Consider the following 22,928-nt stretch of genomic DNA (forward strand, 5'->3'; position numbering starts at 1 on the left):
TTACTGCTCTGCCTCAGGATAGCGCAAAATGGGCAGTTTTCAAAGCACGCAGAGCGCTCCCGCCGACAAAGTCAGCCTCGGATTTTCTGCCCGTCCTGCCAGACAGCCAGCAGATCCCCTCGGAGCCGATATGTAAGACATGTGCCAGCGCGCCTTTGACCAGACGTCCGATCTGGCGGTTGCCGATCAGGTTCGCAGGCACAAGGCTGGCCATCCGCAGCGCCTGTTCAAACGGCACGCCCCATGCCGTCGAATTCGCCCTGCGCGCGCAGGCCGCAAAGGTCATCGGGATCACCAACAACTCCGAGGCCCCGTTCTTCTGGTTCACAAACTGCGCCAGCGTGCGGAAGGGATCGTTGGAAAGATCGCCGGGGTCTCGGCAGATCAGGCCAGCGCGGCACTGACCCACGCGGTCGGCAACGTGAAACAGGCAATCTTGCTGGTCGCAAGCGTCGACAGCCCAGACCGGGCCGAGACGCTTTTGGCGCGATGACGATCTGGCCCTGTGGCAGGAAAAGATCATCCCCGCGTTTGAGACACAAAACCCAGATATCAGATCCGGATCACACCCTCGGCCCCTGCGGAATACAACGCCGCCCTGAACGCCAAACTGGAGGCCGGGTCGGCCGGAGACCTGATCACCTGCCGCCCGTTCGACACCTCGCTTGGTCTTTATGCGGCCAGTCACCTGACAGCTCTGTCCGATCTGGGCGGCATGGCCAATTTCTCGGACGTGGCGAATTCTGCGTGGCAGACCGATGACGGCGCGGCCACCATGACCCAAAAGCATCGGGCCCGAACTACTGGAAAGGTGAAGAAGGTCGCCTGACTCTGATCGAATGCTGAGGCTGCGCGCACCTTCCTGGATTGGGTCGGCTCGGAAGAGTTCTCAACCATCTACGCCAACGCCCTGCCCGGCTTCTTCTCGCTGTCCAGCTTTGACGTCGCGATGGAGGACCCGCTGGCGCAGGAGTTCGTTAGCTGGCGTGGCGAGTGTGGCTCGACCATCCGCTCGACCTACCAGATCCTGTCGCGCGCTACGCCGAACCTTGAGAATGAGACCTGGAGCGCCTATGATCGGCGGTCCAAAGGGCACCTATTTCGGCATACTTCAGGAATACGCTACTCATGCGGAAACTGGGGCCCTATCCGGCACAGTGGTGCACGTGGAGAACCTGGAAGCCGATACAAATATCATGATCGATATCGGAACCGGAAAGCCCTTCACAATCCGCGCTTTCGGTCAGCACAGGGTTGAACCGGGTGCGCAGACCGGGATTGCGTTCGATAAGGCCAACGTCCTCGCCTTTGGCGAAGACGGGCAGAGACTTTAGCGCTACGCGTCTTCCCCAAGCTCTTTGACCGCGGCCAAGAGGCGGGCGATTTCCTGTTCCGTGTTGTAGTGACAGAAGGAAATGCGGATGCAGTCCGATAGCCCCAATGGCCCCAGAACATTGCCCGAGTAATGGTCGGCCTTGCGTGTATGGGTTCGAATGCCCTGCTGGTTCAGCGTCTCGACCACATCTTCGGAGGCCTTGCCTTTGATCACAATCGACACCAGCCCCTCGCGCGCCGGGTTGTCTGCCCCGGCCAGAATGGTGACGTGATCCATATCGCGCAGACCCGGCAGATTTCCGGTACCGTTTATAGCCGTATCGGTCAGGTGCGTTTCGTAGGCATGAATGGCGCGACCCGCAGCCTCGATGCGGGCGCGCGGGTCAGACTCGTCCGACACTTCCCCACCCAGCCAGTCGAAATAGGACACCACATCCGAGACCGTCGCGTAAGAACCAGTATCGCGGGTGCCGAACTCCCACCCTGTCGCGGGGGCGTCGATCAGCATGTCATGCGGCGTATGGGTCAGCCGGTCAGAGATCCACGCAATCCCGTATCCGTGGCGCGAGAACACTTTGTAAGGTGAGATCGCATAGCCATCGACGTTGTAGGCATCCAGATCGAGTTGCCCGTGGGCTGCGTGCTGGATGCCGTCGACGATGATCATGCAATCCGGCGCAACCGCCCGGATCGCAGCCGAGATCGCGGCCACATCCATGCCCATGCCTGTCACAGGTGAGGCATGCAGAATCGTCGCCACCGCCACATCCGGGGTCATCAGTGCGGTGTAGTCCTCAGCCGTGACCAGACCGGTATCGTTGTCATGCGGCACGTTCACGTAATCGAGCCCGGCAATCTCGGCCCAGCGGCGCGCGGCGCTGCGGGTGGCCGGGTGTTCAATGGAGGACCCGATCACTTTGGCCCCCTTGGGTGCGGCCAGACAGGCGGTGCGGATCATGCGGAACAACAGCTCGGTCCCGCTTTCGCCGGCAAAGAACTGGCCGCTTGAGGCGTTCATGAACACTCCCAGATCCTGTTTGGCCTTGTTGATCACATTCTGCGTACCCTGCCCCGCCGGGTTGATACGGCCCGGATTGTCTGGGATCGCCGCATAAAAAGCCGAGGTCTCGGCCACCGATTTCAACGTCAGGGCGCCGCCTGCATTCTCAAAGAAAATGCGTTCACCCTGAAACGGGCACGTGTCGACATGGGCGAACCTGTCGCGAATGGCATCAATAAGCGCGGGGTTGTCTTGGATCATGGGTCAGTCCTGTGGAAAGTCAGAGCGTTCGGACAGCTTGCACAGGCATGCCGAACAGATCGAATTCAAACACCGGATTTGTCCCCATGACAAGAAAAAGGGCCGATTGAAACAACCGGCCCTTCCGCGTCAGTTGAACCGAGGGATCAGTTCGAACCGGCGTTCAGCTTTTCGTTCTGCTCGCGCAGCGTGTCCGAGATAATGGCGTACCATTCGCCGGACTGGCGCATTTCGTTCAGACCTTTGTTCATCATCGCGATGTATTCGCGCGCAAACGGGTTCGAACGGTGGGCCATGAAGCTCATCGACGAGAGTGTCGAAACATAGGGGTTCTCGACGATATCGTCCGATGTCAAACCCATGTCATTCATGGTTGAGGCAAACAGCTCAACCTCGAATGCAGCAACATCTGCTGTACCGGTGAGAACGGCATCCAGACACTCACGCGCTGAGTTGGGGTGAACCAGGCTCAGATTCTTGCTGTTCAGGCCAACTTCTTCCAGAACAACCATGCTCCAACCCGCCATACGGCAAAGGGTTGCGCCTTCAAGATCCGAAAACTCTGTTGCGTTGGCGTATTCGCTTTCAGGCAGCGTGAAGAAGCCGCCGACAACGTCATAGATAGGAACAGACGCCACAAACTGCGTGCAGCGGGCTTCGGTTGCCGCAGACCACTCATAAGAGCGGTTCGTACAATCGGGCAGCGTCCAGGCGATCGAGATGTCAAACGCGCCCAGCGGCAACAGAGTGTCCAGGTGCGAAGACCAGTCATCCACGAAGCTGACCGAGTAGTCGCGGCTGTTACCGGCACGCTGCAGGCTGGTTGTCGCCAGGCGGGTCATGATGCCGCCACCGCTCAGGGATTCTGTCGTGAACGGCTCCCAGCCGTTGCCAGCAACCATCTTGATCGGCGGAGCATAGACGTTCGACCGTTTCACGCTGGCCGCACGCTGTTCTTCCGCCGCGATGATTTCCTGCGCCGACTGACCGTTGGGCAGGCTGCCATCCTCACACGGCAGAGCCAGGACCAGACCGGGCTCTAGCGAATTGGGGTTGGTGATCTCGTTGCGGTTCGCGTTGAAGATCGGCTGATAGTTCGATGTGCCATAGGCTGCGATGGCGATGGTTGCCATCGTGTCGCCGTCCTGCACGGTGTAGCTTGTACAGGCTTCCTGCGCTGCTGCAGCACCTGCGGAGAGTGTGAGGACGGCGGTTGCCGTCATCACTTTGGTATTGAGTTTTTCTCTTAGCATTTTTTATTCCTCCCATAAGTTGGAATGTGGAGATGAGGTTTCAGTTGATTGCGTCTAGCAGTCTTTCGTTATGCTCATTCAGGCTATCCGAGATGATGGCGTACCATTCCCCGGTTTCACGCATTTCGTTCAGGCCCTTGTTCATCAGGGCAAGGTATCTTTGACCCTGAGGATTGGACCGGTGAGTGATGAAGCGAAGGGACGACAGCGTCGAGACATAGGGGTTCTCGACTAGGTCGTTGGCATTCAGGCCCATTTCGCTCATGGCGTCTGCGAACAGCTGCAATTCGAACGTGGCGATGTCGGCTGTTCCAGTGATGACCGCATCCAGGCATTCCCGTGCGGTGGCGGGCTGCACAACCGTCATGGTGTCGTCGCGCAGCAAACCTTCTTGCTCCAGATCGTGCAGAGGCCAGCCTTCCATACGGCAGATCGTGGCGCCGTGCAGATCATCAAAGCTGGTGGCTCCGGCGTATTTGCCCTCGGGCACGCTGTAGAAACCGAAAACGATGTCATAGACCGGGGCCGAGGCGTGGAACTGCGTGCAGCGAACCTCGGTCTCCCATGACCACTCATAGCTGCGGTTGGTGCAGTCGGGGATATTCCAGGCCATCGACACATCAAACGCGCCCAGCGGCAGCAGGGTTTCGATATGCGAGTTCCAGTCATCCACGAAGCTGATCGAGAATTGCTCGTTATTGCCACCACGCTGCAGCGTTGTGGTGCCCAGACGGGTGATGAACCCGCCACCGTTCAGGGTTTCATCCGCGAACGGAGCCCAGCCATTGCCGGTCACCAGTTTGATCGGCCGTTTGAACGCACTGCTCTGCGCAGAGTTTGCAAAACGCTCCTGCTGCGCCGCGATGATGTCGCTTGCGCTCTGACCGTTTGGCAGGTTTCCGTCCTCACAAGGCAGGACCAGAGACAGCCCAGGATCCAGCGCGTTGGGGTTGCTGATCGCATCGCGGTTCGCGTTGAAGATGGGCTGGTAGTTGGACGTGCCATACGCGGTCAGCGCGATGGACGCCATGGTATCGCCGTCCTGCACGGTATAATTCGTACAGGCTTGTTGGGCGGCAGCGGCTCCGGCACTGACCGTCAATACGGCAGCGGTTGTCAACGCAACATTATGGAGCGTGAAGTTGGGCATTCGGTGTTTTCTCCAGATAAAATTTGAGATGGCTTTTCAGTTTTCTCAGCCGTTTTCCATTTGATAGCGAAGAGCGGATGACACGATGTCTCGCCATTCACCGGATTGCTGCATGATCGCCAGACCCTTGTTGAGCGTTTCCAGAATCGCTTCTCCGTCCGGGTTGTCCTTGTGCGTCATGATATTCAGCGACTTGATCGCCGCCAAATTCGGGTTCTCGACAATGCGGTGTTCGTAGCCAAGGCGACCGATGGCTCCGTCGGCCAGGTGCGCTTCGATTGCGACAATGTCGGCCTCGCCCGTCATCACGGCTTCAAAGCATTCGTCTGGCGATTCCGGGCGCAGCAAGGTGATGATTGGCTCGTACAGGCTGACTGCATCCATGTGTGACAGCGACCAACCTTCAGGGCGGCAGATCGTGGTGCCCGCGAAATCAGCGTAGCTGAGCGCTTCGACATAGCTTGTGCCTTCGCGGGCAAAGAACGTGTCGACCACTTCGTAGAACGGGTTCGAGAAGTTGTAGGTCTCACAGCGGTTGCGGTCGCTTTCGGACAGCGCCGCAGGTTCTTCGCAATTTGGACGCGACCAGGGGAAAGTGCCGTCAAACGCAAGTGTCGGCATCAGCAGATCCAGATGTGAGTTCCAGTCGTTGACGAACTGTATCTTGTAGGCCTGCTCGGGCGCGGCGCGCAGCATTGCGGTTTCAACCAGATTCGTAAAGAGACCCCGGTGCGGCAGCGCTTCGTCGGTGAAGGGCTGATAGTTGCCGCCGGTGATCAAAAGCACCTGACGGTCGCGCACTTCGGGGCGTTCTCCCGTACCAGCGTCGCGGATCAGGGCGGCGCCTTCGGCGCGTGCGGCCTCGATTTCTTCACGTGCGGCGGCCTTGGCTTCAACCACGGCCTGTTCACTCACCTGCTTGGCCTCGGCTTCGGCGGCGGCCACACGGGCTTCGGCCTCAGCGATTGCCTGTTCTGCACGCTCTTCGGCAGCTTTGACCAGCTCGGCTGCCATTTCGGCGGCCAGACGCTCGGCCTCGGAATCAGCCAGAACCGGAGTGCGACCGATATCTTCAAGGCAGGGCATGGCCAGCACATCGCCGACCCGGATGATGTTCGGATTGGATCCAATCACATCGCGGTTGGCATCATAGATGATACGGAAGTCTTCCGTCGCATAGACCTGAATCGACAGCTCTCTCAGGCTGTCACCGCGCTGAATCTCGTAGTTCGAACACGCCTCTTGCGCCGATGCTGCACCTGTAGCCGCCGCCAGGGCCAGGCTCGATATGATCAATGTGTTTTTCATGGGTCCTGTTGCCTTGCCTTTATTATTGTTTCGTCAGTCTCACGACTGCGATGGAAAGGTTGTCCTGATCTGGGTTGTTCTTTGCCAGCACTGCCTGCTGCAGTGCTTCGGCGATGTCTTGCGCCAATGCCTGCGCGTGGGCGCCCACAACCGCCTGAATCTCGACATCGGTCAGGGTCTGCAGGCCGTCGCTGCCAAGGATAAGGATATCCGCAGACGTGACCGCCATCGGATCTTCGGGGCAGTCCACTTTGGGGATCGCGCCGCCCATGATGACCGAGGTCAACTGATTGCGATCCGGATGAGACCAGGCCTGTGCTTCGGTCAGCGTGCCATCGGCAACCTGCGCGTCGATCATCGGTGCCATCGAGTGGTCTTCGTTGATCTGCATCAGCGCGCCATCCCGGAACAGGTATAGCGGGCTGTCGCCGATCGAAATCCAGAACAGACGTTGCCCCAGCAGCAGGGTGCCCAGCAAGGTGGACCCCATATTGCAGCCTTGGCCCCGTTCTTCATTTTGGTTCGAAATCAGAGCGTTGGCCTGCATGGCCGCCAGCGGCAGCGCATCTATCGCCGCGCGTTCCGACAGAGTGTCGCTTTCCAGCTCGGCGTCCAGCGCCTCGCGCCAGGCGGCGACCACTAGGCCTGATGCGACCTCACCGGCCTCATGCCCGCCCATTCCGTCGGCAACCACCACATAGCCTGCATCCGCCGCGTCGAACATGCGCGCAGCGACCGCATCCTCCTGCGTGTCCCGCTGACCCTGGTTCAGGATCACCGCAACGTCATATGCCGGAGTCGCGAGCATCTATCAGGAATCCCGCCAATCAAAACCTTCGTCGCAGAAGGCCATGAAACGGATTGAGGTTTCGCTGATGCGGACCAGATCGCCATTGGACAACGCCACAGTGCTGAGAACCGGCTTGCCATTCAGGCGCACCAGATTGGCCTTGCCGCCATGACCCAGATAACATTTGCGATCTTCCGGGTCATACGCAATCACGGCATGGTTGCTGCGCGAGATACCAGTGTCGCCGAAATCCAGCTGGATGGCCTGATCATCATTGCGCCCGATCTGCATCAGGCCTTCTGTCAGGGTGATGCTGGACCCACGGCCGGGGCCATTGGTGACAACCAGCCAACCCACCGGGAAGGTTTCTTGCGCGGCTTCGGCCTTGGCGACCGGCTCGGCGGTTTCTATCAGATCCTGAACGTGGGTGTCTGCCCGCTCAAAGCCCAGGAAAGTGGTCTTCACGCGCGAGCGGCGGTCCTCAGCTTGGGCCGGGGCCGGAGTCGGCGCTGGAGCCGGTATGGGCTCAACAGTTGCGGCCTGCACTTCGGGTTCGGGCTGCGGTTCGGGTTCGGGCTGCGGTTCCGGGGTTTCAGCCACAGGCTCCAGAACTTCGACCTCAGGCTCGACCGGAGCGGGGGCCGGTTCCGGAGCAGGCTCCACCGCGACGGGTTCGATTGCTTCGGGCTCTGCCGCTTGGATCTCATCCTGTACCGGCGCTTCGACACGCTCGTTTTCCGACAAATGCAGTGTCACGATCTGCTCATCGTCTTGGGGCTCGGCAATTGCCGGGTCTTCGGCCACCTCTTCGGGCGCCGGAGCCTCTTCTGCGAAGACCGAGATCTCTTCGACGGTGACCTCAGCCGTGTCCTCGGCATCCGAAAACTCGGGCATTTCGCCTTCAACAGTTAGCTCATCTGCCTCGTCATAGGTCTCTTCATAGCTTTCCGAGGCCAGGTTGCCGCCACCCAGCGCCGCACGCAGCGCGTTGAAATCGGCAATCGGTTCGGGCTTGTCTTCGGCTGGGGCCGTTGCCTCAGTCGTTTCTTCTTCCTTGGCTTTGCCGGCACCTTCTAGAAGCCGGCTGAGAGGGCTTTTGTATTTGAACATGGTGTCGACACCTTCAACTTGTTGGCACGCAATTTTGTGCCGTTTCGCTACCCGCACCGCGCCTGTCCGCGCTGCGGTCTTCAATCTTGAAACCAGAAAACTATTTACCTTTCTGCGTCGGGCCGGATCCCGTCAGGATGGCTGTATTTGGGGGCCACCCTCAGCAAACACACGCTGGCAGAATACATTCGAACCGGTCTGATCACTCCTGCGCAAGGGGCATGGTTGCGTTTGCATCGGAACCGTTGCGCGATACCGCAAACCGCGCCTGAGGCTGTTCGCCCGAGACCAGTTCCGCCAGCACCGCATCGAGGCTTTCCGGTTCTTCGAACGCAAAGCCTGTTCCGGCCTCGCTGACCAGCACATCCCCTGTTTGCAAGCTGCCCGATGCACCCTCGGGCACCTCTGTCACGACAGTCTGCCAGCCACCGGCCCCATTGCCATTGACGCTAAAGCCGTAGCCATTTTCCAACCCGACTGAGCGGAATGCAGGCAGAGCCAGCAAACCGTTTTGCGCGCGTGTCTCACCCAAAGAACGGTACCGTGCGGCCACGCGCAGATACCCGTCGGGATCAACCTGCAGGTTCTCAAGCACTTGTGCTGCAAAGGAGGCATCGGCGCGCACGGGCTTGCCGTTCAGTGTAAAGATGGTGGTCCCGCGCTGCACCCAGTCGCCGATCACCGACATATCCTGATTGGCATCCACACCCGTGACCGAGAACATGCTACCGGTCGAGGCGCGACGGCGCGACGTGTCAAACGGAACCTCAACATCCCAATGCGAGAACGCCACCTGAGCCTCGGCCAGATTGACCGGAATTGCCGGGGCCTCGGCCTCAGGCGCGGTCACTTCGGACGCGGCTGCCGTTTCTTCGGGTGCGGCTTCGGATTCTTCGTTCCCGACTGCTGTTTCTTCGGGCGCAGCAGCTGCGGTTTCTTCAGGCGTTGCTTCTTCGGTCACCGTTTCTGCGGGGGCTGTTTCTGTGGGAGCCGTCTCCGCAGTTTCAACCGGCTCCTGCTCGACAGGCTGCACTGCAGCGCTGACCTGTTCCAGTTCCTGTGCGGGCTCTTCAGTTTCGGTCGGTTCAACCGCCGCTGTTTCTGTTTCCGCCGCTTTGATTTCGGGTTCCACTGCGGCGGTTTCGGGTTCAACCGCTTCCGTCGCAGGGGCCGCCGGCGCGGTGGTTTCGGCTGTGTCCGCGTCGCCGGACATCATCACATATCCGCCTGCAGCCAGAGCAATGGCCACAACGGCGACACCTGCCAATAGCTTGCCATTGCCGCTCGATCCGCTTTTGACAACCGTATCAACGGCAGCCGCCGATTCCTCGCGCGGCGCGAGCTTGGACAGGTCGTCTTCCTTCTTGTCCTCATTGCCCATGACGATATCGGAATTGCCAGCCAACAGAGCGGTCACAACCGCCTCGGCGTTTTCACTTTCGGCCTTGATCCGGGCTTTCTCGGCCTCTTTGTCCTCGCGGTCCATGCCGACGATAACCGAGACCGGGCGATAGGCGAATGTATCGAACATCACCCCCGGCCCGCGGAACATGCGCAGCCAGTCCAGCGCCGATTGCAGGCGGTCGGTGGCGTGAACCTCCATCGCCTTGTCAATCGCCTCGAGGAACCCTTCGGGGTAGCCGTCGAACCGTCCGGTCAGCGGGGTATAGGGATCATCCTGATCGTTGTTGAACGCGTTCAGGCGGCTTTGACCATCAATCGGACGCTCACCACTGATCGCATGGTACAGCGTTGCCGCCAATACATAGAGGTCACTGCTGGGGCCTTGCTCGGCACCGCGCACGTAGAATTCATGGGGCGAGTAGCCATCCTTGATCACCCGCAGCGTCAACAGCGCCGCCGACTTGTTCGCCGCCTGTTCGCGCGCGGCGCCAAAGTCGATCAGAACCGGATCGCCATTCTCGTCGATCAGGATGTTGTCGGGGGAAATGTCCCGGTGCAGCATACCGCTCTGGTGGATGAACGAGACCGCCGACAGCATCTTTTCGGTCACCTGCACGATGAAGTCAGGACCGCTTTCGTTTTCAGGCTTGTCCATGTAGTCCAGCAGGTCGCACCCGCGGATCAGGTCCATGGCGATATAGGCGGTGTTGTTGTCCTCGAACACCTGATGCACGTCGACGATGTTGGGATGCACCAGTCGGGCGTGATTGCGCGCTTCCTGGATGAAGAGGTCCACGATCGCGCGCAGGTCTTCGGAGTAGGACGGATCAGCGGCTTCGACCAGGTCTCCATCGCGACGGCAGAGCGCGCCGGGGAAACATTCCTTGATCACCACGTCCCGCTCCAGGCTGTCACGGGCAAGATAGGTGATTCCAAAGCCCCCATTGCTGAGATAGCTCAGGATTTCATACTGCCCCCGCAGGAGCTTGGCTCCGGGTTGCAGACCTTCAATTTTTGGTTCGTCGTGCGATGCACCGACAGCCTGGTTATGGCTCATTTCAATCCGCCCGTATTTCTCAAATCGCGGTACAGAAAACTGGGCAATCAGCCCGCGAACTCATAACCAAAAACAACCGCAGGACACTTAAGTCCGGTTAGACGTTTCAAATTTGACTTTATTGGGGCCGCCTCATGGCTTCACTATGGATCGTTTTTTCTTCAAATCAACATTTAGTGACACGATCCACAAATATGACTATATGTGGTAAAGTAGGAGGCATAATACGAAAACTGAACGGACCAAAACATGCAGTTGGTCTACAATTTCGAAACAATGGGGAATCGTTTTGGGCAAGCCTCGAATCGCGGCAGTGCAGCTCAATTCCAGGTGGAGCGCATCAGGTTCCGGTTTTGGACTGCTCGGTCGCGACAGAGCTGCCAGCCCAAGCGAGGTTGTCGCTCAGCTGCGCCAGAATGCTGATGGCATCCCGCAAAGGCGCGTCGCCGCTTTCGAATTGCAGCAGCAGCAGAAGGTCGGTGGCCTTTTCGAATTCACCGGGAATCCAGTCCGCATCGGGGTCAATCTCACCGCCCTGTTCCAGACGTTCGGCAAAGTCTTCGACGATTTCCTGACAGCTTTGCAGGAACGTGGCCGGTTCGATATCCGAGGATTCACGCAGGTCCTCATAGATGCTGGCAATCGCGGCCAGCCAGTCTTCGAGGATCGGGTTGTTCAACGGTGGAAGGGCCGATCCAAGCGCAGCTTGAACCGAGGGGCTTTCGGCCTCAGGCTCTGGTTCGGGACCAGCGAGAGTGTCCAGAAAGGGCTGAAACAGCTCGGCAATGTCTTTACGGGCCGCGCTCAGGTCATGCATCCGACGTGCGGAAGCTGCCTCAAGCACCTTTTCGGCCAGATTCTGACCGCCGCAGTTTTCCCACAGGTCAAAATCGGGCTCAGGCTCTTGCGCCATAGCTTTCACAGCGACAGGCGTGCCGATCGGAACCACGGCGTTGAAATAGCCTTCTTTTTCCTTGTTCAACCGGGCCAACACACGGTCCAGAGCATCACGGACATGAGGCAAATCGGTATGTGTTACGGCCAGCAGACTGTTGTCGCGCAATTCCTGCGGAACCTGTGCCCACAGATGACGCTCGGTCTCGCGCCAGGCATTCGTGCCGTTGGTGCACCAGATGGCGCAGTCCACGAAACGCAATAGGTCGAGCGTTGGTTTATAGGTCTCATCCAACGCGCCCGAGCCGGGCAGGTCGAACAGCGAGATCTCGCGCAGCGCGGGCGTGTTCAACCCGATCGAGATGAAGTCGGGCTTATCCTCGGCCGCTTTCTCAAGCACGATACCCGAGTAGGTCTTGGGTTCCTTGTCCCACCAGCCGACGGTGGTTTCCGGCGCATCCGCATAGGCGACGATCACAAGGGGCAGCTTCAGATGCTGTGGGCCGGTGGGCAAGATGTCCGCCCCGGCCAGCATATTGGCGAGGCTGGATTTGCCCGCGCCAAATTCCCCGGCAAAACCGATATTGACCGCGTTGGACAGGCGCTCGGCATGGGCCAGAGCCTTCGCGCGCATATCCTCCAGCGCCGAATCCATTGGCAGGGATTCGGTTGCGTTCAGAAAGCGCTCAAGCTGCCTGACATCCTGTTCGGTTCCGGGAAATTCAATCATTCCGCTGCCTTTGCTTGTCCTTCATCCGCACGCACCGGGCCGAACACCGTTTCCAGTTCATCCGAAATGCGACGGGCCCGGTCGAACGCATCCTGCGCCTCGGACCGGGCATCAGTTTCACCCGAACCGGTCCGGTGTTCAAGATAGCCGCCCAACAGCGCCACATAGTGGTCCAGAACCGTTTTCAGCCGCTCCATCAGGTTTTCACGCGCCGTATCGATCAGGTCATCCCCGATCAGTTCGAATTCCTGCACGATCATCCGCTCGGCGCGCGTGACGACGCTTTTGCGCGAAATCAGGCGAGACAGCCAGTTCACCCGTAATTCAACCGTGATCCCGCGGGTCAGGGCTGTGGTGTCCGGACGGAACCACCGCACCGCGCTGGTGTTCATGCGATTGTCGACGGGGTCCTGCCATCCGGGCAAGGCGCGCAGGGCCGCATTGGCCTGCATGTCGATCGCGTAAAGCTCGCTCAGCATGCGTTGGCGGACGACCTGCGTGGCCCCCTGGATCAACTCGCGCATCCGGTCGCGCAGAGGGGTAAAGTTCAGCTCGGTCTCAGCACCTTTGGCCAACAGAGGCGAATTGCCATCCGGGCCACGCACCACGGCCGAGACCGCCTCGGCCACCGTGTCATCCATGACGCCGCGCAAATTGGCCAGTACGTCATCCATGTCGCGCGTCATCACTTCGGTCTTGTCAGTGACAAGCGCCCTGAGTTCGCCAAGCGTCTTGTTGTTTTCATCCAGATCAACTTTGGCCGAGCCATCTTCGGATTCAAGCGCGCGCAGCTCGGCCTGCGACCGTTCCAAGTCGCCCTGCGCGAAACTGTTCAGATGCTGCCACGCCATCCGCAGCTGTTCGCTGCGTGGTCCGTCGACCAAGGCCTGAGTCACATGCCGCCGTAGATCCGGCAGGCCCGAGGCGATCATCGCGGCAAAGCGCAGCACGCCTTCACGGCTGATCGGGCCGGGGCCTTGCTTGATCTCTTCCACTCCGTCCAGATACTGCTGCATCTGCTCGGGGTGGGCGCGCAGCCAGGCCAGAACGTCATCGTGATTGACGCCGGTCTCATCCCCGGTCAACGCGTAATGCGCCCATTGGGCACTGCCCATCAGCACATCAATGTCCGAGTTCCCCAGCGCTTGTTCGAGACCGTCCAGAACATCGCTGCGCACCTTGCCGGCATCCTCGGCCCCGCCGCCCAGCTCATCCACGCGGTTGATGAAGACGACGATCTGGCCCAGCTCCAGCGCCTGCATCAGGCGGAACAGTTTCAGGTCAGCCCGCGACAAGGCCTGATGCGCAGACAGAACCACCACAAAGAAATCGGATTCCTTGAGGTATTGGCGCGAGATTTCCTCGCGGATCAGCAGCGGATCGTTGACGCCCGGCGTGTCGGTAACGGTCAGCGGAAACGGGAAATGGCCGATGTCGAAATAGACCTCGGCCTTGCGGGTGATATCGCTATAAAGACCCCGATCCGAACCGGGGTCATAGGTTTCGGTGTCACTCGGATCATCACCTGCGCACACGTAGCGGGCCAGATCGTCCGAGTTCAGGTCGTCCAGATCGTGATGCTGACCCAACAGCTGTTCGTAGCTGTCGCCCAGACGCAGACGGGCGCGGGTTTTCATCGCCTCGACCTGCTCTTCGATCATTTCGCGCTTATAGCTGTCCTCTTCATCAGGGAACATGTTGCGCAGCTCTTCACCCTCGGCGATCAGAGCCTGCCACTGATGGTTGTCAAAGAAGTGGAACTCTGCCCCCTCGGTGCGGCCCGAAGGATGGCCGAAATGCATATCGGTGATCACCGTCGTCCACGGGTTCACATCCGAAGGCAGGTATTCGGCCTGCCCGGTGAAGCCGTTGATCAAACGGGATTTTCCCGCCTTGATCTGGCCAACAAAGGCGATCGACGGCTTCAACCCCGAAAGGTCCCCGACAATACGCGAGATGAACTGACGGGTTTCGTCATTGCTCGTCTCGTTCATGTCTTCGGCGATGCGAATAAGCTCGCGGCGACTGGTTTCACTCATAACATTTTACCTTGATAACAAGAAACACTGGATTGAATTGATCGAAAACTTGAAGGATCGGGAGGCGTTCATGAGTCACCCCCAGAGAGTTTGGTCCACAGGCCAACAACGGCACCCAGCTTGCGCGCGTCATGCACGGCAATGGCAGTCTGCCCCTGATCCTTTACCACCGCCAAAGCTGCCCCCTTGCCCCCCGAAGGACGCATGACGATCAGCTGGGGCTGCTGCAGTTCGGACTGGCTATCATCGTTCCATCCTGTCAAATCCGCCATGAAACGCGCCAGAAGGTCGGCATCGGGGCGCAGCGCGGTGTCCCCTTCGAACTGAAGAACGTCCCCGTCGATCAGGCTACGCGCCTGCGCGAAACGCTCGGCATTGTCAAAGAACCCCTGCGCGGCAGAAGTGGCATCCGTTGGCTGAGGCGCCGGCTCTTCGGCGTCCGGTACGACCGAAACAATCGGCTCGGTCGGAAGTTCAATCCGGGCACAGGCCGTTTCGATTTCGCCAAGGGTGACACCGACGTCATCGGCCTCAAGCCCAGCATCGGGTTTCAGCGAGACAAACTCCAGCGGCGCGGGCGCGTCAGCGATGTCCGACACCAGTTGCGCAAGTTTGCCGATCAGCCCTTCGCGCGGTTCGGTTTCAAAGTCCGGCACCATACCCGACCGGACGCGGAACACATCGGTCACACGGGCATTGCTGACCTCGATCGCCAGCACGTCTCCGTTGGCCGCGGTAAACTCCAACCGGCGCGGCAGAACGGTACCACGAATGGCGCGCAGAACACCCGCACGGCGCGCAACCGAGGTCTCGCCCTCGACCGTGACGGCAGGCGACAAACGTGCAACCGAGGACCGCCCGATATTGTCGAGCATGTCGAGTAAGTTCGTATCCACCATACCGTGACCCCCTCTGGTCCCGTTCAGACTGCGGCCGCGACCGGCCCCAGGCTGAGATGTGATTTGGTAAGCGCCAACCCTACATTCGCGCTGTTGCTGCAGATGTAGCAGACCACATGTTCGGGATACTCCCGGGTCCGCTGGAAAATGATCAAACTGTCACCCGAAAACACTGCGATTTCCCCAAATCCCGGTGTCTCAGATGCGTCGGCGCCTGCCTCGCGCAGCATGGTTTCAAAGGCCGCCACCCCGCGCCCCTGAAACAGGTTTGCGGCTGCCAAAGCCAGCGTGTCCAGCATGTGCGCGGCATCAGGGCCCTTGACGCTGGTGCCAAGCAACATCCCCGTTTCCATGTCGACATACCCGACTGCGTTGCAGCCGGGTATCGTCTCCATCGCCGAGGTCAGTGCAGCCTGAAGAGACATCTAAATCCTGGCCTCCATCATGTCTTGTCGGTGTCGGCTAAAGAACATGCCACTCTGCCCCTCTGTGTTCCCCTGCTTTGGGAATGGACCTGATCACCTCTTTGGCCTGACCCTCGATATGTTCAAGGGCAATCTGGTCGAACTCGGTCAGGAAGGCCAGGAACGCGCGCTGCAGGCTTTCGGCATCCGAGGGAAGATCCCCGGCGGCGACAAGCTCACGCCACATTGCGGCCGCGCTGGGAAGTTCACCGGCAGGGATGTCCAGCAGCTCCTCGGTTGTGTCTTCCTCAACCTCTTCCGGTTCGGGCTGCGGCATCAGTCGCACTTCGACCAGCCCGTTGGTTTCGGGCTCTGGCTCATAATCGTCGGCATCACTGACCGACTGTTCCGCCATCAACGCCGTAATCGACGAGACCGAGACCTCGATCCCGCGCGGGTCAGGCTGGTCTTCGGCAACCTCCGTCGGCGCAACCTCGGGCGTGGTGGACAAAGTCTTGGTGAGCGACACCAAAAGGTCCTCGGGCTCCTCAGCGTTGGGGGCTGCATCAGCTGCGTCATTTGCAGGGCTGGGAGTGTCGTCTTCCTCGGCAAAGACGTTCTCATCCTTGTCTTCCCCGCCCGAGAATTCGAACACGTCCAGATCCGCCTTGGTGTCCCCGAAAGAGGACAGATCCAGCGGGTCCTTGGGGTCCTCTCGGAACTGGGCGCGCAGCTGGTCTTCTTCTGTTTCAACGGCCTGAGGCGCAGGCGTCGGAACCATTTCGGCGCGCAGGCGTTCGGCCTCGTCCGCATTGATCCGCTCTCGATCACCCTCGTCCGGGCGTCGTTCGACGCGGGCCGGTCGCACAGGGAAATTGGTGACCACGGCGCTGTTCTGATCTGCGCTCTCAGTCGTCTCGGAAGGAACCGGATCAACCAGTTTCAGAGGTGCGACCTCAGCAGTCTCAGCTTCGCTGTCTTTGCGCTTGGGCCGGGTCGGACGCACCAGCGGACCGTCAGTCTGGCTTTTGTCAATCTGGTACCGCGACAACTGACCTGCACGGGTATCCATGATTTGTTCGGTAATCCCCAGGAAGCAGTCGATCATCTTGCTGCCACCGCTGCGCGCCCACATTTCGGCGTCGCCGGTCTTGTCTCGCGCGGTGATCGCATCGCGGGCAGAAAACAGGATCGAGCGGTTGAACAGATGCCCCGCCTCGCGGTTGACCCGCCGCAGAACCTTTTGCCGATCCTTCTGGCCCAGCGCATCAGCGCGTGTGATCAGCAGGATAGAATTGTGCTGCAACCGTTCCGGCAGAGAGACCCACGTCGCCCGTTCGGTTTCCCGCCAGGCCTGCGTTGCATGGGTACACCACAGAACACCATTGGCCTGCCCGACGGCCCGCTGCCAGACATCGGTCGAGATTTTGGGGTCCGAGATACCGGGCGTGTCGATCAGATCCACCGCCTCAAGAATATCGGCTTCAAGGAAAATCCGAATGAACTGCGCGTCATTGACACCGACACTCTCAAGCTGATCCAGCGAGATGTCCTCGGTGCTGCCATCATGGCGTTTGACATAGGCCGAGCGGTTGCCCCAGCTGAACCAAACCGGCGGCAGCTGTGTTGCGGTGACTTGCGTCGGCAAAGCCTGCTTGCGCAGCAGAAAATTCATGAGCGTCGATTTACCGGCGCTGAACTCGCCCATAAGGGCGAAAACTGGCTTACGGCGCGACCACTGCTCGATACGTTCCCATGCCTTGGGGGTGACGAAACGGTTTTGGATATCTTTTGCCATTTTTCTACTTACGCCGCTTCGTTGCTTAGATCTTTGAGGATGCTGCCCAGAATCTCGTCACGGGATTTCTGCAATTGCAGACCCGCCATCAGCGCCGGATTCTGCCCTGCATCCTTCTCGGCCGTGGCCGAGATATTCAGCAGGGTTTCCTTCTGCTCGCGCATGAAGTCGGTCAGGACGGCCCGCACGTTTTCAAGCACGGCTGCGACCTGATTTTCCTCGATATCCTTGGTGATCGAGTTCGCTTCGGACGCGATCAGACGGGTGTAGTCAGATGCATAAGCTTCAAACCCTTTGCGCTTTTGCCACCAGCGTCGCCACCACGTGCTTTGCAGATCCAGCGCGATGGTGCGACCGATCCCCAGCGGGGGCGGTACACGCGGTACAATCGGGGCTTCGATGTTGAATTCACCCAGATGATTGCCAAGCAGTTTCTGATACAGCGCCTCGACATCCGCCGCAGCAGCCGAATAAAGCCCGCCTGCTTCCTTACGCATCGAACGGGCAAAGCTGAAATACGCCGCTTTCTGCAGCGTCCGCAGACCCGCGGGATCATACTGCCACGTACCCTGTTCACCATTCTGTTCCAGATGCGAAATCAGCGAGTCGGTGGCCCGTTTGACAAAGCTCGTCTCGGCCGAGTTCAAACGCTCCAGCACCTTGTCACGCAACTTGGCGGTCAGGTCGGCGGCCTTTTTGTCATACTCTGCGGCAACGGCGGCAATCGCATCTTCAGGCGACGCGCCGTCAAGATCGCGCACAACGCCTTCACCCCCGGACAGGGTCTTTGCAACCGCAGTGGCCCGAATCTGGCTGGCAATGTTGCGCGCCCGGTGGCGCACGCGATCCAGTAGTCTGGCCCCCGCCCCTTCGGCGATGCGCTCGTTCATCGCCAGTAGCAGATCGGGCAGGCCCGAAAGCGCCCAGATCTTGTCAAGCGATGGTGCCTGATCCCCGAACCCTGCAGCAAGATAGAAGGTGTTCAGGGTCTCGCGCGATTCCTCGGTCAGGATATCGGGGTTGCCGGTCAAGGCGGCCTCGGCCCAGAGGGCGCTGCCGAAGACAATACTTGTGTTGGCGTCGATGCTGTTCTTTTTCAGCGTATCCTGAATCCGGTCGCGGATCTCGGGCACTTGCGTCACTGGGTCCGCCAGCTCGTCGATACGGTTCACGAAAAGCACGATCTGGCGGTTTTCGAACTGAGCGATGATCCGCATCAGCGCCATGTCCATCGTGGTCAGTGCCTGACTTGCGGCCAGCACGACAACACAAACCTCGGACCCGCGCAGGCTGCGCAGCGTGATCTGCTCGCGCACCATGAAAGTGTCGTTCACACCGGGCGTGTCGCAGAGCTTCAGCGCAATCGGGTATTGCGGGATGTCCATGTAAAGCTCGGCCGATTTGGTTACATCCGCGAACCGCCCGGTCTTGGGGTCGATATCGGGGTCATCCTCATCGCCCAGGCAGACGTAGCGCTGGATCAGCTCTTCATCGAAATAGTCATACTGATGGCTTTGGCCCAGAATCAGGTCGAAATGCTTGCCAAGGCGGTCTTCGGATTTGGCTTTCATCTCACCGATCTGGCGGCGGATATCGTCCATCTCGTCATCCGCACCGGCGCGGTTGGCCAGCTCGCCCAGACGTCCGCCACCGACCATCAGATTGTCCCATTCTTCCTGCTCGAAGAAGGTGAACTTGGATTTGGTGTCACCCGGCGGGCGCGTGTTGATGTTCAGCGTCGTGACCACCGAAGTCCACGGGTTCACATCCGATGGCAACAGCGCCGGACGGCCCGCCAGAATGTTCACGATCGAAGACTTGCCCGCTTTGACCTGCCCCACCATCGTCACGCTGGCGGTGAAGTTCTCCATCCGCGTCTTGAGTGTCGCCAGACGCGCCGAGGAGCGTGCATCCGCCACCTCTGTCAGTTGGTCGATCTGCGACGTCAACGACGTCATCGCCGACGTCATCGGCATCAGAGCTTCGTTGCCCACAGACAAAAGGTGGTCATTGCGCGCCATGGTCAGCCTCCGGTTCCTGTTGCCGCGATCCGGGGCGCGTGGTCCGCGCCGTGGGCCGGAATTCCGGTCAGGGTGTCGATACGGGCGATCAGGTTCAGGGCATTGCCCAGAATCTCGGCCTCGGCCCGTGGTGTAATGGTTTCATAACCTTCGGAATCTGCCAGAACCTCGATCGAGCTGAAACGGTCGCCATTTTCAAGGCAGGCCACACGTCGCCCGGTCGGAAAGCCATCAGATTTGCTGGAAGGCAGCGGCATCCGCGCGTTCGCCAGCAGATAGTGCTGACCCGAATGGGTGCGCAGTGAAATTCCAAAGCCGGTATTGGGGTAGTCACGATTCAGGGTTTTGAGTTCACCCAGAAAACTCTCACGTGCAAAGATGACGGCATCTTGCTCGTGGGCAGCGGAGTCGTTCAGATCGGTCACAGCAAAGAACCTCGAGACTGGAGTTGAGCAAAAAACTCGTAAAGGTGCCTAAGTGGCAGAAAAGACTCATTAACTCCTACGCCACCAACAAGCCTGTTCAAGGCGGTGTTATTTTGACGCGAATAAGATATTTTGGCGTTTCAAATGTGGCGCGATTAAGGCGTGCGACGCATAAGATTGCCTCAACCCTTACGTGTACAGGGCAACACTGGCAATACAGCCGTCCCACGCGAGGTACCGAACAGACAAGTGTTTCGCGGCAGCAGCGTACTACAGGGCAACATTTGGCAAAAGCCCACGAATCACGGCGGCCTGTATCCAAGTGCAAAAATCTTGCCTTCAGGTGGATTTTACCCCTCGCGCTGGTTGGAAAGCTTTGCTATCCAGCGCTCCAGTCCGACGCATAAGCGTCCGGTTGCGGGTGTGGCGAAATTGGTAGACGCACCAGATTTAGGTTCTGGCGCCGCAAGGCGTGGGGGTTCAAGTCCCTCCACCCGCACCACTGAAATCCTTGGGTGACTGTAGCAGCGCGCCGACTGGTCCACGCATCTGGCTTTCCAAGCGAATTCTGGGGCAAGGCCCTAGTTTTGCATCCCGAACCACGTGCGGTAGATCTCGTCATAGGTGCCGTCTTCGCGCAAAGCCAGCAGCGCCTGATTGACTTCTTCCACTAGCGGAGAACCCGTCGGGAAGGCTATGCCATAGTTTTCGCGCAGGAATATCCCTCCGGTCATCGTGGCGATACGGCGACCCTCATGGGCGGCGAAGTAGGACAGGACAGGGGCATCAAAAACGACCGCGTTCAGGTCTTCGGCCTTGAAGGCCTCCAACATTTCATCAAGCCCGGGATAGGCCACGTATTCGATCTCGCGCCGGTTCAGGAAACTGGCGGCTGTCGATCCTTCGATCGTACCGACATTCTTGCCGTAAAGGTCATTGACCGAGTTCACATTGCCGGTGATCGCTTCCACCGTCATGACGCTGGTGATCCGGGCGGTGAAAACCGAAACGATGAACAGGGACGATACCACCAGTATGACGCCCAGGATGCGACCAAAGGGTGTACGCGGCATCCTCTCCTCAAAGCCGCCATTGACAACCAGGTTCAGCGCCCACCAGAAGGATGGGAACCAGGCCTCGTTCAATTTCCGGTCGAAATAGGGCTGTGCACGGCGTTCGAACCCCCACATCAGCATACCGCCCCCCAGAAGGATGGCAAAGGCCAGACCGATGGCATAAAATAACTCGGCCGACAGCAGCGCCTGCAGCAGCGACGGCTTGCGCGCCGAATCCGAGGGCACCATGATCTGCAACCCGGCCTCGAAGATCGGCTGGCTGAAATCCATCTGCGTCTCGCGCATCGCGGTGATCGAGATATTTGCGATCGCCAGATCCGCCGTGCCATCCTGTACGGCCCCCAGCATATCTGCGAAAGACTCGGCCCGCGTGACCGAATATTCCCAGTCCAGCGACTCGGCGAGGGCTGCAAGCAGATCCATGGAAAAACCGGCCTCAGCCCCGTCCTCGACATAGGAAAACGGAGGGCGTGTCACCGTGGTGACATTTAGGGACTGGGCCAGGCTTTGCTGTGCGAGTACGGCGAAAGTCAGGCTGATCAAGGCGTAGAAGGCGCGTTTCATGGTCAAATTACCTGTTTCGCCGCCCTGTAACGCGATTGAGACCGAAACAGCAAGGTCGCCGCAGGGTAAAGCACCATGTTTTATTGGCGTCTCAACTCGACACATTGCGGGAATTACCGGGGGAATCTGGCGGATTGGGGTTGGCAATCCGGCCAATTCGTTGAATCTGTGCGGTAACCTGAACGAAACCCCAACCCCGAGGCCCGAAATGACGGACGCAGTTCAATTGACAGCGGATTTGATCCGTTGCCCATCGGTCACACCCGTTGAAGGGGGGGCTTTGGTCTTGCTGGAAAATCTGCTGTCAGATGCGGGGTTTGACTGCACGCGGGTGGATCGCGGTGGCATCTGCAACCTGTTCGCCCGTTGGGGGGCCAAAGGGCACGCGCGCAGCTTTGGTTTCAACGGCCATACCGACGTTGTTCCGGTGGGCGATGAGGCCGCATGGACCAAGCCACCGTTCGGGGCCGAGATTCATGAGGGCGTCATGTTCGGACGCGGCACAACGGATATGAAGTCCGGAGTCGCGGCCTTTGCCGCCGCTGCTATTGATTTCGTGCGCGATACACCACCCGACGGGGCCATCATCCTGACCATTACCGGGGATGAGGAAGGCGATGCACTGGACGGCACGACGGCTCTGCTGGACTATATGGATCAATCGCATGAGCGGATGTCAGTCTGTCTGGTGGGCGAGCCGACCTGTCCAAACCATATGGGCGAGATGATCAAGATCGGTCGTCGTGGCTCAATGACCGCATGGTTTACGGTGACCGGGGTGCAGGGTCATTCGGCCTATCCGCATCGGGCGAAGAACCCCCTACCCGCGATGGCGCGGTTGATGGACCGGCTTGCCAGTCACGAGTTGGATCAGGGCAGCGATCATTTCGATGCCTCTACGCTGGCCGTTGTGACAATCGACACAGGTAACACCGCGACCAACGTGATCCCGGCGCAATGCAGCGGCGTGGTGAACATTCGCTTTAACGACCTGCATTCCGGGGCTGCCCTCAGCGACTGGTTGCTGCAGGAGGCCGATCAGGTGGCGCAGGATTTCGGCGTCGAGGTTGGGACCCGGATCAAGATCTCGGGCGAAAGCTTCCTGACCCCTCCGGGCGCCCTGTCCGATCTGGTATCTAGCGCCGTCAAAGCCGAGACCGGTATCACGCCCGAGTTGTCGACGACGGGCGGCACGTCCGACGCGCGGTTCGTCAAGAACCACTGCCCGGTGGTCGAGTTCGGGCTGGTTGGACGGACCATGCATCAGGTGGATGAATGCGTCGAGGTGGCTCAGATCGAGCAGCTCAAGGCGATCTATACACGCATGCTGAAAGACTACTTCGCCTGACTGGGCCAGGGGGCTGCGATTTTAGTCATGACGCCGTCGCACCGCCGTGCTAGGCCAAACCC

Annotated in this window: 17 protein-coding genes, 1 tRNA gene and 1 pseudogene; 4 read left to right on the forward strand and 15 right to left on the reverse strand. The window is 59.4% G+C overall.

The genetic code is table 11. The annotated features are described in order from the left end of the window. Positions 1-482 precede the first annotated feature (482 nt). Positions 483-1,093 (forward strand): annotated as a pseudogene (locus AC2FD8_RS00905) (hypothetical protein); the annotation flags it as partial. Beyond that, the gene (locus AC2FD8_RS00910) at positions 1,074-1,334 is read left to right on the forward strand and encodes a TOBE domain-containing protein (protein ID WP_496874279.1); all 261 of its coding nucleotides are present in this window, start codon (positions 1,074-1,076) and stop codon (positions 1,332-1,334) included. The pseudogene AC2FD8_RS00905 and the gene AC2FD8_RS00910, both read left to right, overlap by 20 nt. Before the next feature lie 2 nt (positions 1,335-1,336). Here the strand turns inward: AC2FD8_RS00910 and AC2FD8_RS00915 are convergent, their stop codons facing one another. The 14 genes from AC2FD8_RS00915 to AC2FD8_RS00980 form a co-directional block, all read right to left on the reverse strand. After that, positions 1,337-2,596: an aminotransferase class V-fold PLP-dependent enzyme gene (locus AC2FD8_RS00915; RefSeq protein ID WP_496853751.1), complete on the reverse strand. Its 1,260-nt coding sequence runs from the start codon at positions 2,594-2,596 to the stop codon at positions 1,337-1,339. A gap of 146 nt (positions 2,597-2,742) precedes the next feature. Continuing rightward, positions 2,743-3,849: a LysM peptidoglycan-binding domain-containing protein gene (locus AC2FD8_RS00920; RefSeq protein WP_496853750.1), complete on the reverse strand. Its 1,107-nt coding sequence runs from the start codon at positions 3,847-3,849 to the stop codon at positions 2,743-2,745. A gap of 40 nt (positions 3,850-3,889) precedes the next feature. Next, positions 3,890-4,999 (reverse strand): LysM peptidoglycan-binding domain-containing protein, encoded by a 1,110-nt coding sequence (locus AC2FD8_RS00925; RefSeq protein ID WP_170375715.1) that lies wholly within the window; start codon positions 4,997-4,999, stop codon positions 3,890-3,892. Positions 5,000-5,044: 45 nt separating this feature from the next. After that, positions 5,045-6,307 carry a substrate-binding periplasmic protein gene (locus tag AC2FD8_RS00930; RefSeq protein ID WP_496853749.1) on the reverse strand — a complete coding sequence of 421 codons (1,263 nt, stop codon included), beginning with the start codon at positions 6,305-6,307 and terminating at the stop codon, positions 5,045-5,047. A 22-nt stretch (positions 6,308-6,329) separates the two neighbouring features. Further along, positions 6,330-7,115 carry a PP2C family protein-serine/threonine phosphatase gene (locus AC2FD8_RS00935; protein WP_496853748.1) on the reverse strand — a complete coding sequence of 262 codons (786 nt, stop codon included), beginning with the start codon at positions 7,113-7,115 and terminating at the stop codon, positions 6,330-6,332. A 3-nt stretch (positions 7,116-7,118) separates the two neighbouring features. Further along, positions 7,119-8,207 carry an FHA domain-containing protein gene (locus AC2FD8_RS00940; RefSeq protein WP_496853747.1) on the reverse strand — a complete coding sequence of 363 codons (1,089 nt, stop codon included), beginning with the start codon at positions 8,205-8,207 and terminating at the stop codon, positions 7,119-7,121. 202 nt (positions 8,208-8,409) lie between these two features. Next, positions 8,410-10,668: a serine/threonine-protein kinase gene (locus tag AC2FD8_RS00945; RefSeq protein WP_496853746.1), complete on the reverse strand. Its 2,259-nt coding sequence runs from the start codon at positions 10,666-10,668 to the stop codon at positions 8,410-8,412. Positions 10,669-11,008: 340 nt separating this feature from the next. After that, positions 11,009-12,292, reverse strand: a complete 1,284-nt coding sequence (locus AC2FD8_RS00950) for a dynamin family protein (RefSeq protein WP_496853744.1) — start codon at positions 12,290-12,292, stop codon at positions 11,009-11,011. Beyond that, the gene (locus tag AC2FD8_RS00955) at positions 12,289-14,331 is read right to left on the reverse strand and encodes a dynamin family protein (RefSeq protein WP_496853743.1); all 2,043 of its coding nucleotides are present in this window, start codon (positions 14,329-14,331) and stop codon (positions 12,289-12,291) included. Before AC2FD8_RS00955 ends, AC2FD8_RS00950 begins: the two co-directional genes overlap by 4 nt. 68 nt (positions 14,332-14,399) lie before the next feature. Then, entirely contained in the window at positions 14,400-15,230 is an 831-nt protein-coding gene (locus tag AC2FD8_RS00960) for a hypothetical protein (protein ID WP_496853742.1), read from the reverse strand. Positions 15,231-15,253: 23 nt separating this feature from the next. Then, the gene (locus AC2FD8_RS00965; protein WP_496853741.1) at positions 15,254-15,655 is read right to left on the reverse strand and encodes a hypothetical protein; all 402 of its coding nucleotides are present in this window, start codon (positions 15,653-15,655) and stop codon (positions 15,254-15,256) included. 37 nt (positions 15,656-15,692) lie between these two features. Beyond that, on the reverse strand, positions 15,693-17,432 hold the full coding sequence (locus tag AC2FD8_RS00970) for a dynamin family protein (protein WP_496853739.1): 1,740 nt from the start codon (positions 17,430-17,432) through the stop codon (positions 15,693-15,695). Positions 17,433-17,440: 8 nt separating this feature from the next. Next, positions 17,441-19,453 (reverse strand): dynamin family protein, encoded by a 2,013-nt coding sequence (locus AC2FD8_RS00975; protein ID WP_496853738.1) that lies wholly within the window; start codon positions 19,451-19,453, stop codon positions 17,441-17,443. Between the two features lie 2 nt (positions 19,454-19,455). Then, entirely contained in the window at positions 19,456-19,878 is a 423-nt protein-coding gene (locus AC2FD8_RS00980) for a hypothetical protein (protein WP_496853737.1), read from the reverse strand. Between the two features lie 417 nt (positions 19,879-20,295). Here AC2FD8_RS00980 and AC2FD8_RS00985 point away from each other — a divergent pair. Next, positions 20,296-20,380 (forward strand) — tRNA-Leu (locus AC2FD8_RS00985). A gap of 79 nt (positions 20,381-20,459) precedes the next feature. On the opposite strand, the gene AC2FD8_RS00990 is transcribed toward AC2FD8_RS00985, so the two are convergent. After that, the gene (locus tag AC2FD8_RS00990; RefSeq protein WP_496853735.1) at positions 20,460-21,518 is read right to left on the reverse strand and encodes a transporter substrate-binding domain-containing protein; all 1,059 of its coding nucleotides are present in this window, start codon (positions 21,516-21,518) and stop codon (positions 20,460-20,462) included. Positions 21,519-21,726: 208 nt separating this feature from the next. Between AC2FD8_RS00990 and dapE the strand changes: the two genes are divergently transcribed. After that, positions 21,727-22,866, forward strand: a complete 1,140-nt coding sequence (gene dapE / locus AC2FD8_RS00995) for a succinyl-diaminopimelate desuccinylase (protein WP_496853734.1) — start codon at positions 21,727-21,729, stop codon at positions 22,864-22,866. The last annotated feature ends 62 nt before the right edge of the window (positions 22,867-22,928 follow it).

The sequence above is a fragment of the Ruegeria sp. YTSC192 genome (assembly GCF_059609705.1).

Excerpts from the sequence above, each read along its gene's own strand:
- AC2FD8_RS00950 (WP_496853744.1), bottom strand. The coding sequence starts at position 12,292 with ATGATTGAATTTCCCGGAACCGAACAGGATGTCAGGCAGCTTGAGCGC.
- AC2FD8_RS00990 (WP_496853735.1), bottom strand. The coding sequence starts at position 21,518 with ATGAAACGCGCCTTCTACGCCTTGATCAGCCTGACTTTCGCCGTACTC.
- AC2FD8_RS00945 (WP_496853746.1), bottom strand. The coding sequence starts at position 10,668 with ATGAGCCATAACCAGGCTGTCGGTGCATCGCACGACGAACCAAAAATT.
- AC2FD8_RS00955 (WP_496853743.1), bottom strand. The coding sequence starts at position 14,331 with ATGAGTGAAACCAGTCGCCGCGAGCTTATTCGCATCGCCGAAGACATG.
- AC2FD8_RS00975 (WP_496853738.1), bottom strand. The coding sequence starts at position 19,453 with ATGGCGCGCAATGACCACCTTTTGTCTGTGGGCAACGAAGCTCTGATG.
- AC2FD8_RS00930 (WP_496853749.1), bottom strand. The coding sequence starts at position 6,307 with ATGAAAAACACATTGATCATATCGAGCCTGGCCCTGGCGGCGGCTACA.
- dapE (WP_496853734.1), top strand. The coding sequence starts at position 21,727 with ATGACGGACGCAGTTCAATTGACAGCGGATTTGATCCGTTGCCCATCG.
- AC2FD8_RS00970 (WP_496853739.1), bottom strand. The coding sequence starts at position 17,432 with ATGGCAAAAGATATCCAAAACCGTTTCGTCACCCCCAAGGCATGGGAA.
- AC2FD8_RS00915 (WP_496853751.1), bottom strand. The coding sequence starts at position 2,596 with ATGATCCAAGACAACCCCGCGCTTATTGATGCCATTCGCGACAGGTTC.
- AC2FD8_RS00925 (WP_170375715.1), bottom strand. The coding sequence starts at position 4,999 with ATGCCCAACTTCACGCTCCATAATGTTGCGTTGACAACCGCTGCCGTA.
- AC2FD8_RS00920 (WP_496853750.1), bottom strand. The coding sequence starts at position 3,849 with ATGCTAAGAGAAAAACTCAATACCAAAGTGATGACGGCAACCGCCGTC.
- AC2FD8_RS00940 (WP_496853747.1), bottom strand. The coding sequence starts at position 8,207 with ATGTTCAAATACAAAAGCCCTCTCAGCCGGCTTCTAGAAGGTGCCGGC.
- AC2FD8_RS00960 (WP_496853742.1), bottom strand. The coding sequence starts at position 15,230 with ATGGTGGATACGAACTTACTCGACATGCTCGACAATATCGGGCGGTCC.
- AC2FD8_RS00935 (WP_496853748.1), bottom strand. The coding sequence starts at position 7,115 with ATGCTCGCGACTCCGGCATATGACGTTGCGGTGATCCTGAACCAGGGT.
- AC2FD8_RS00965 (WP_496853741.1), bottom strand. The coding sequence starts at position 15,655 with ATGTCTCTTCAGGCTGCACTGACCTCGGCGATGGAGACGATACCCGGC.
- AC2FD8_RS00910 (WP_496874279.1), top strand. The coding sequence starts at position 1,074 with ATGATCGGCGGTCCAAAGGGCACCTATTTCGGCATACTTCAGGAATAC.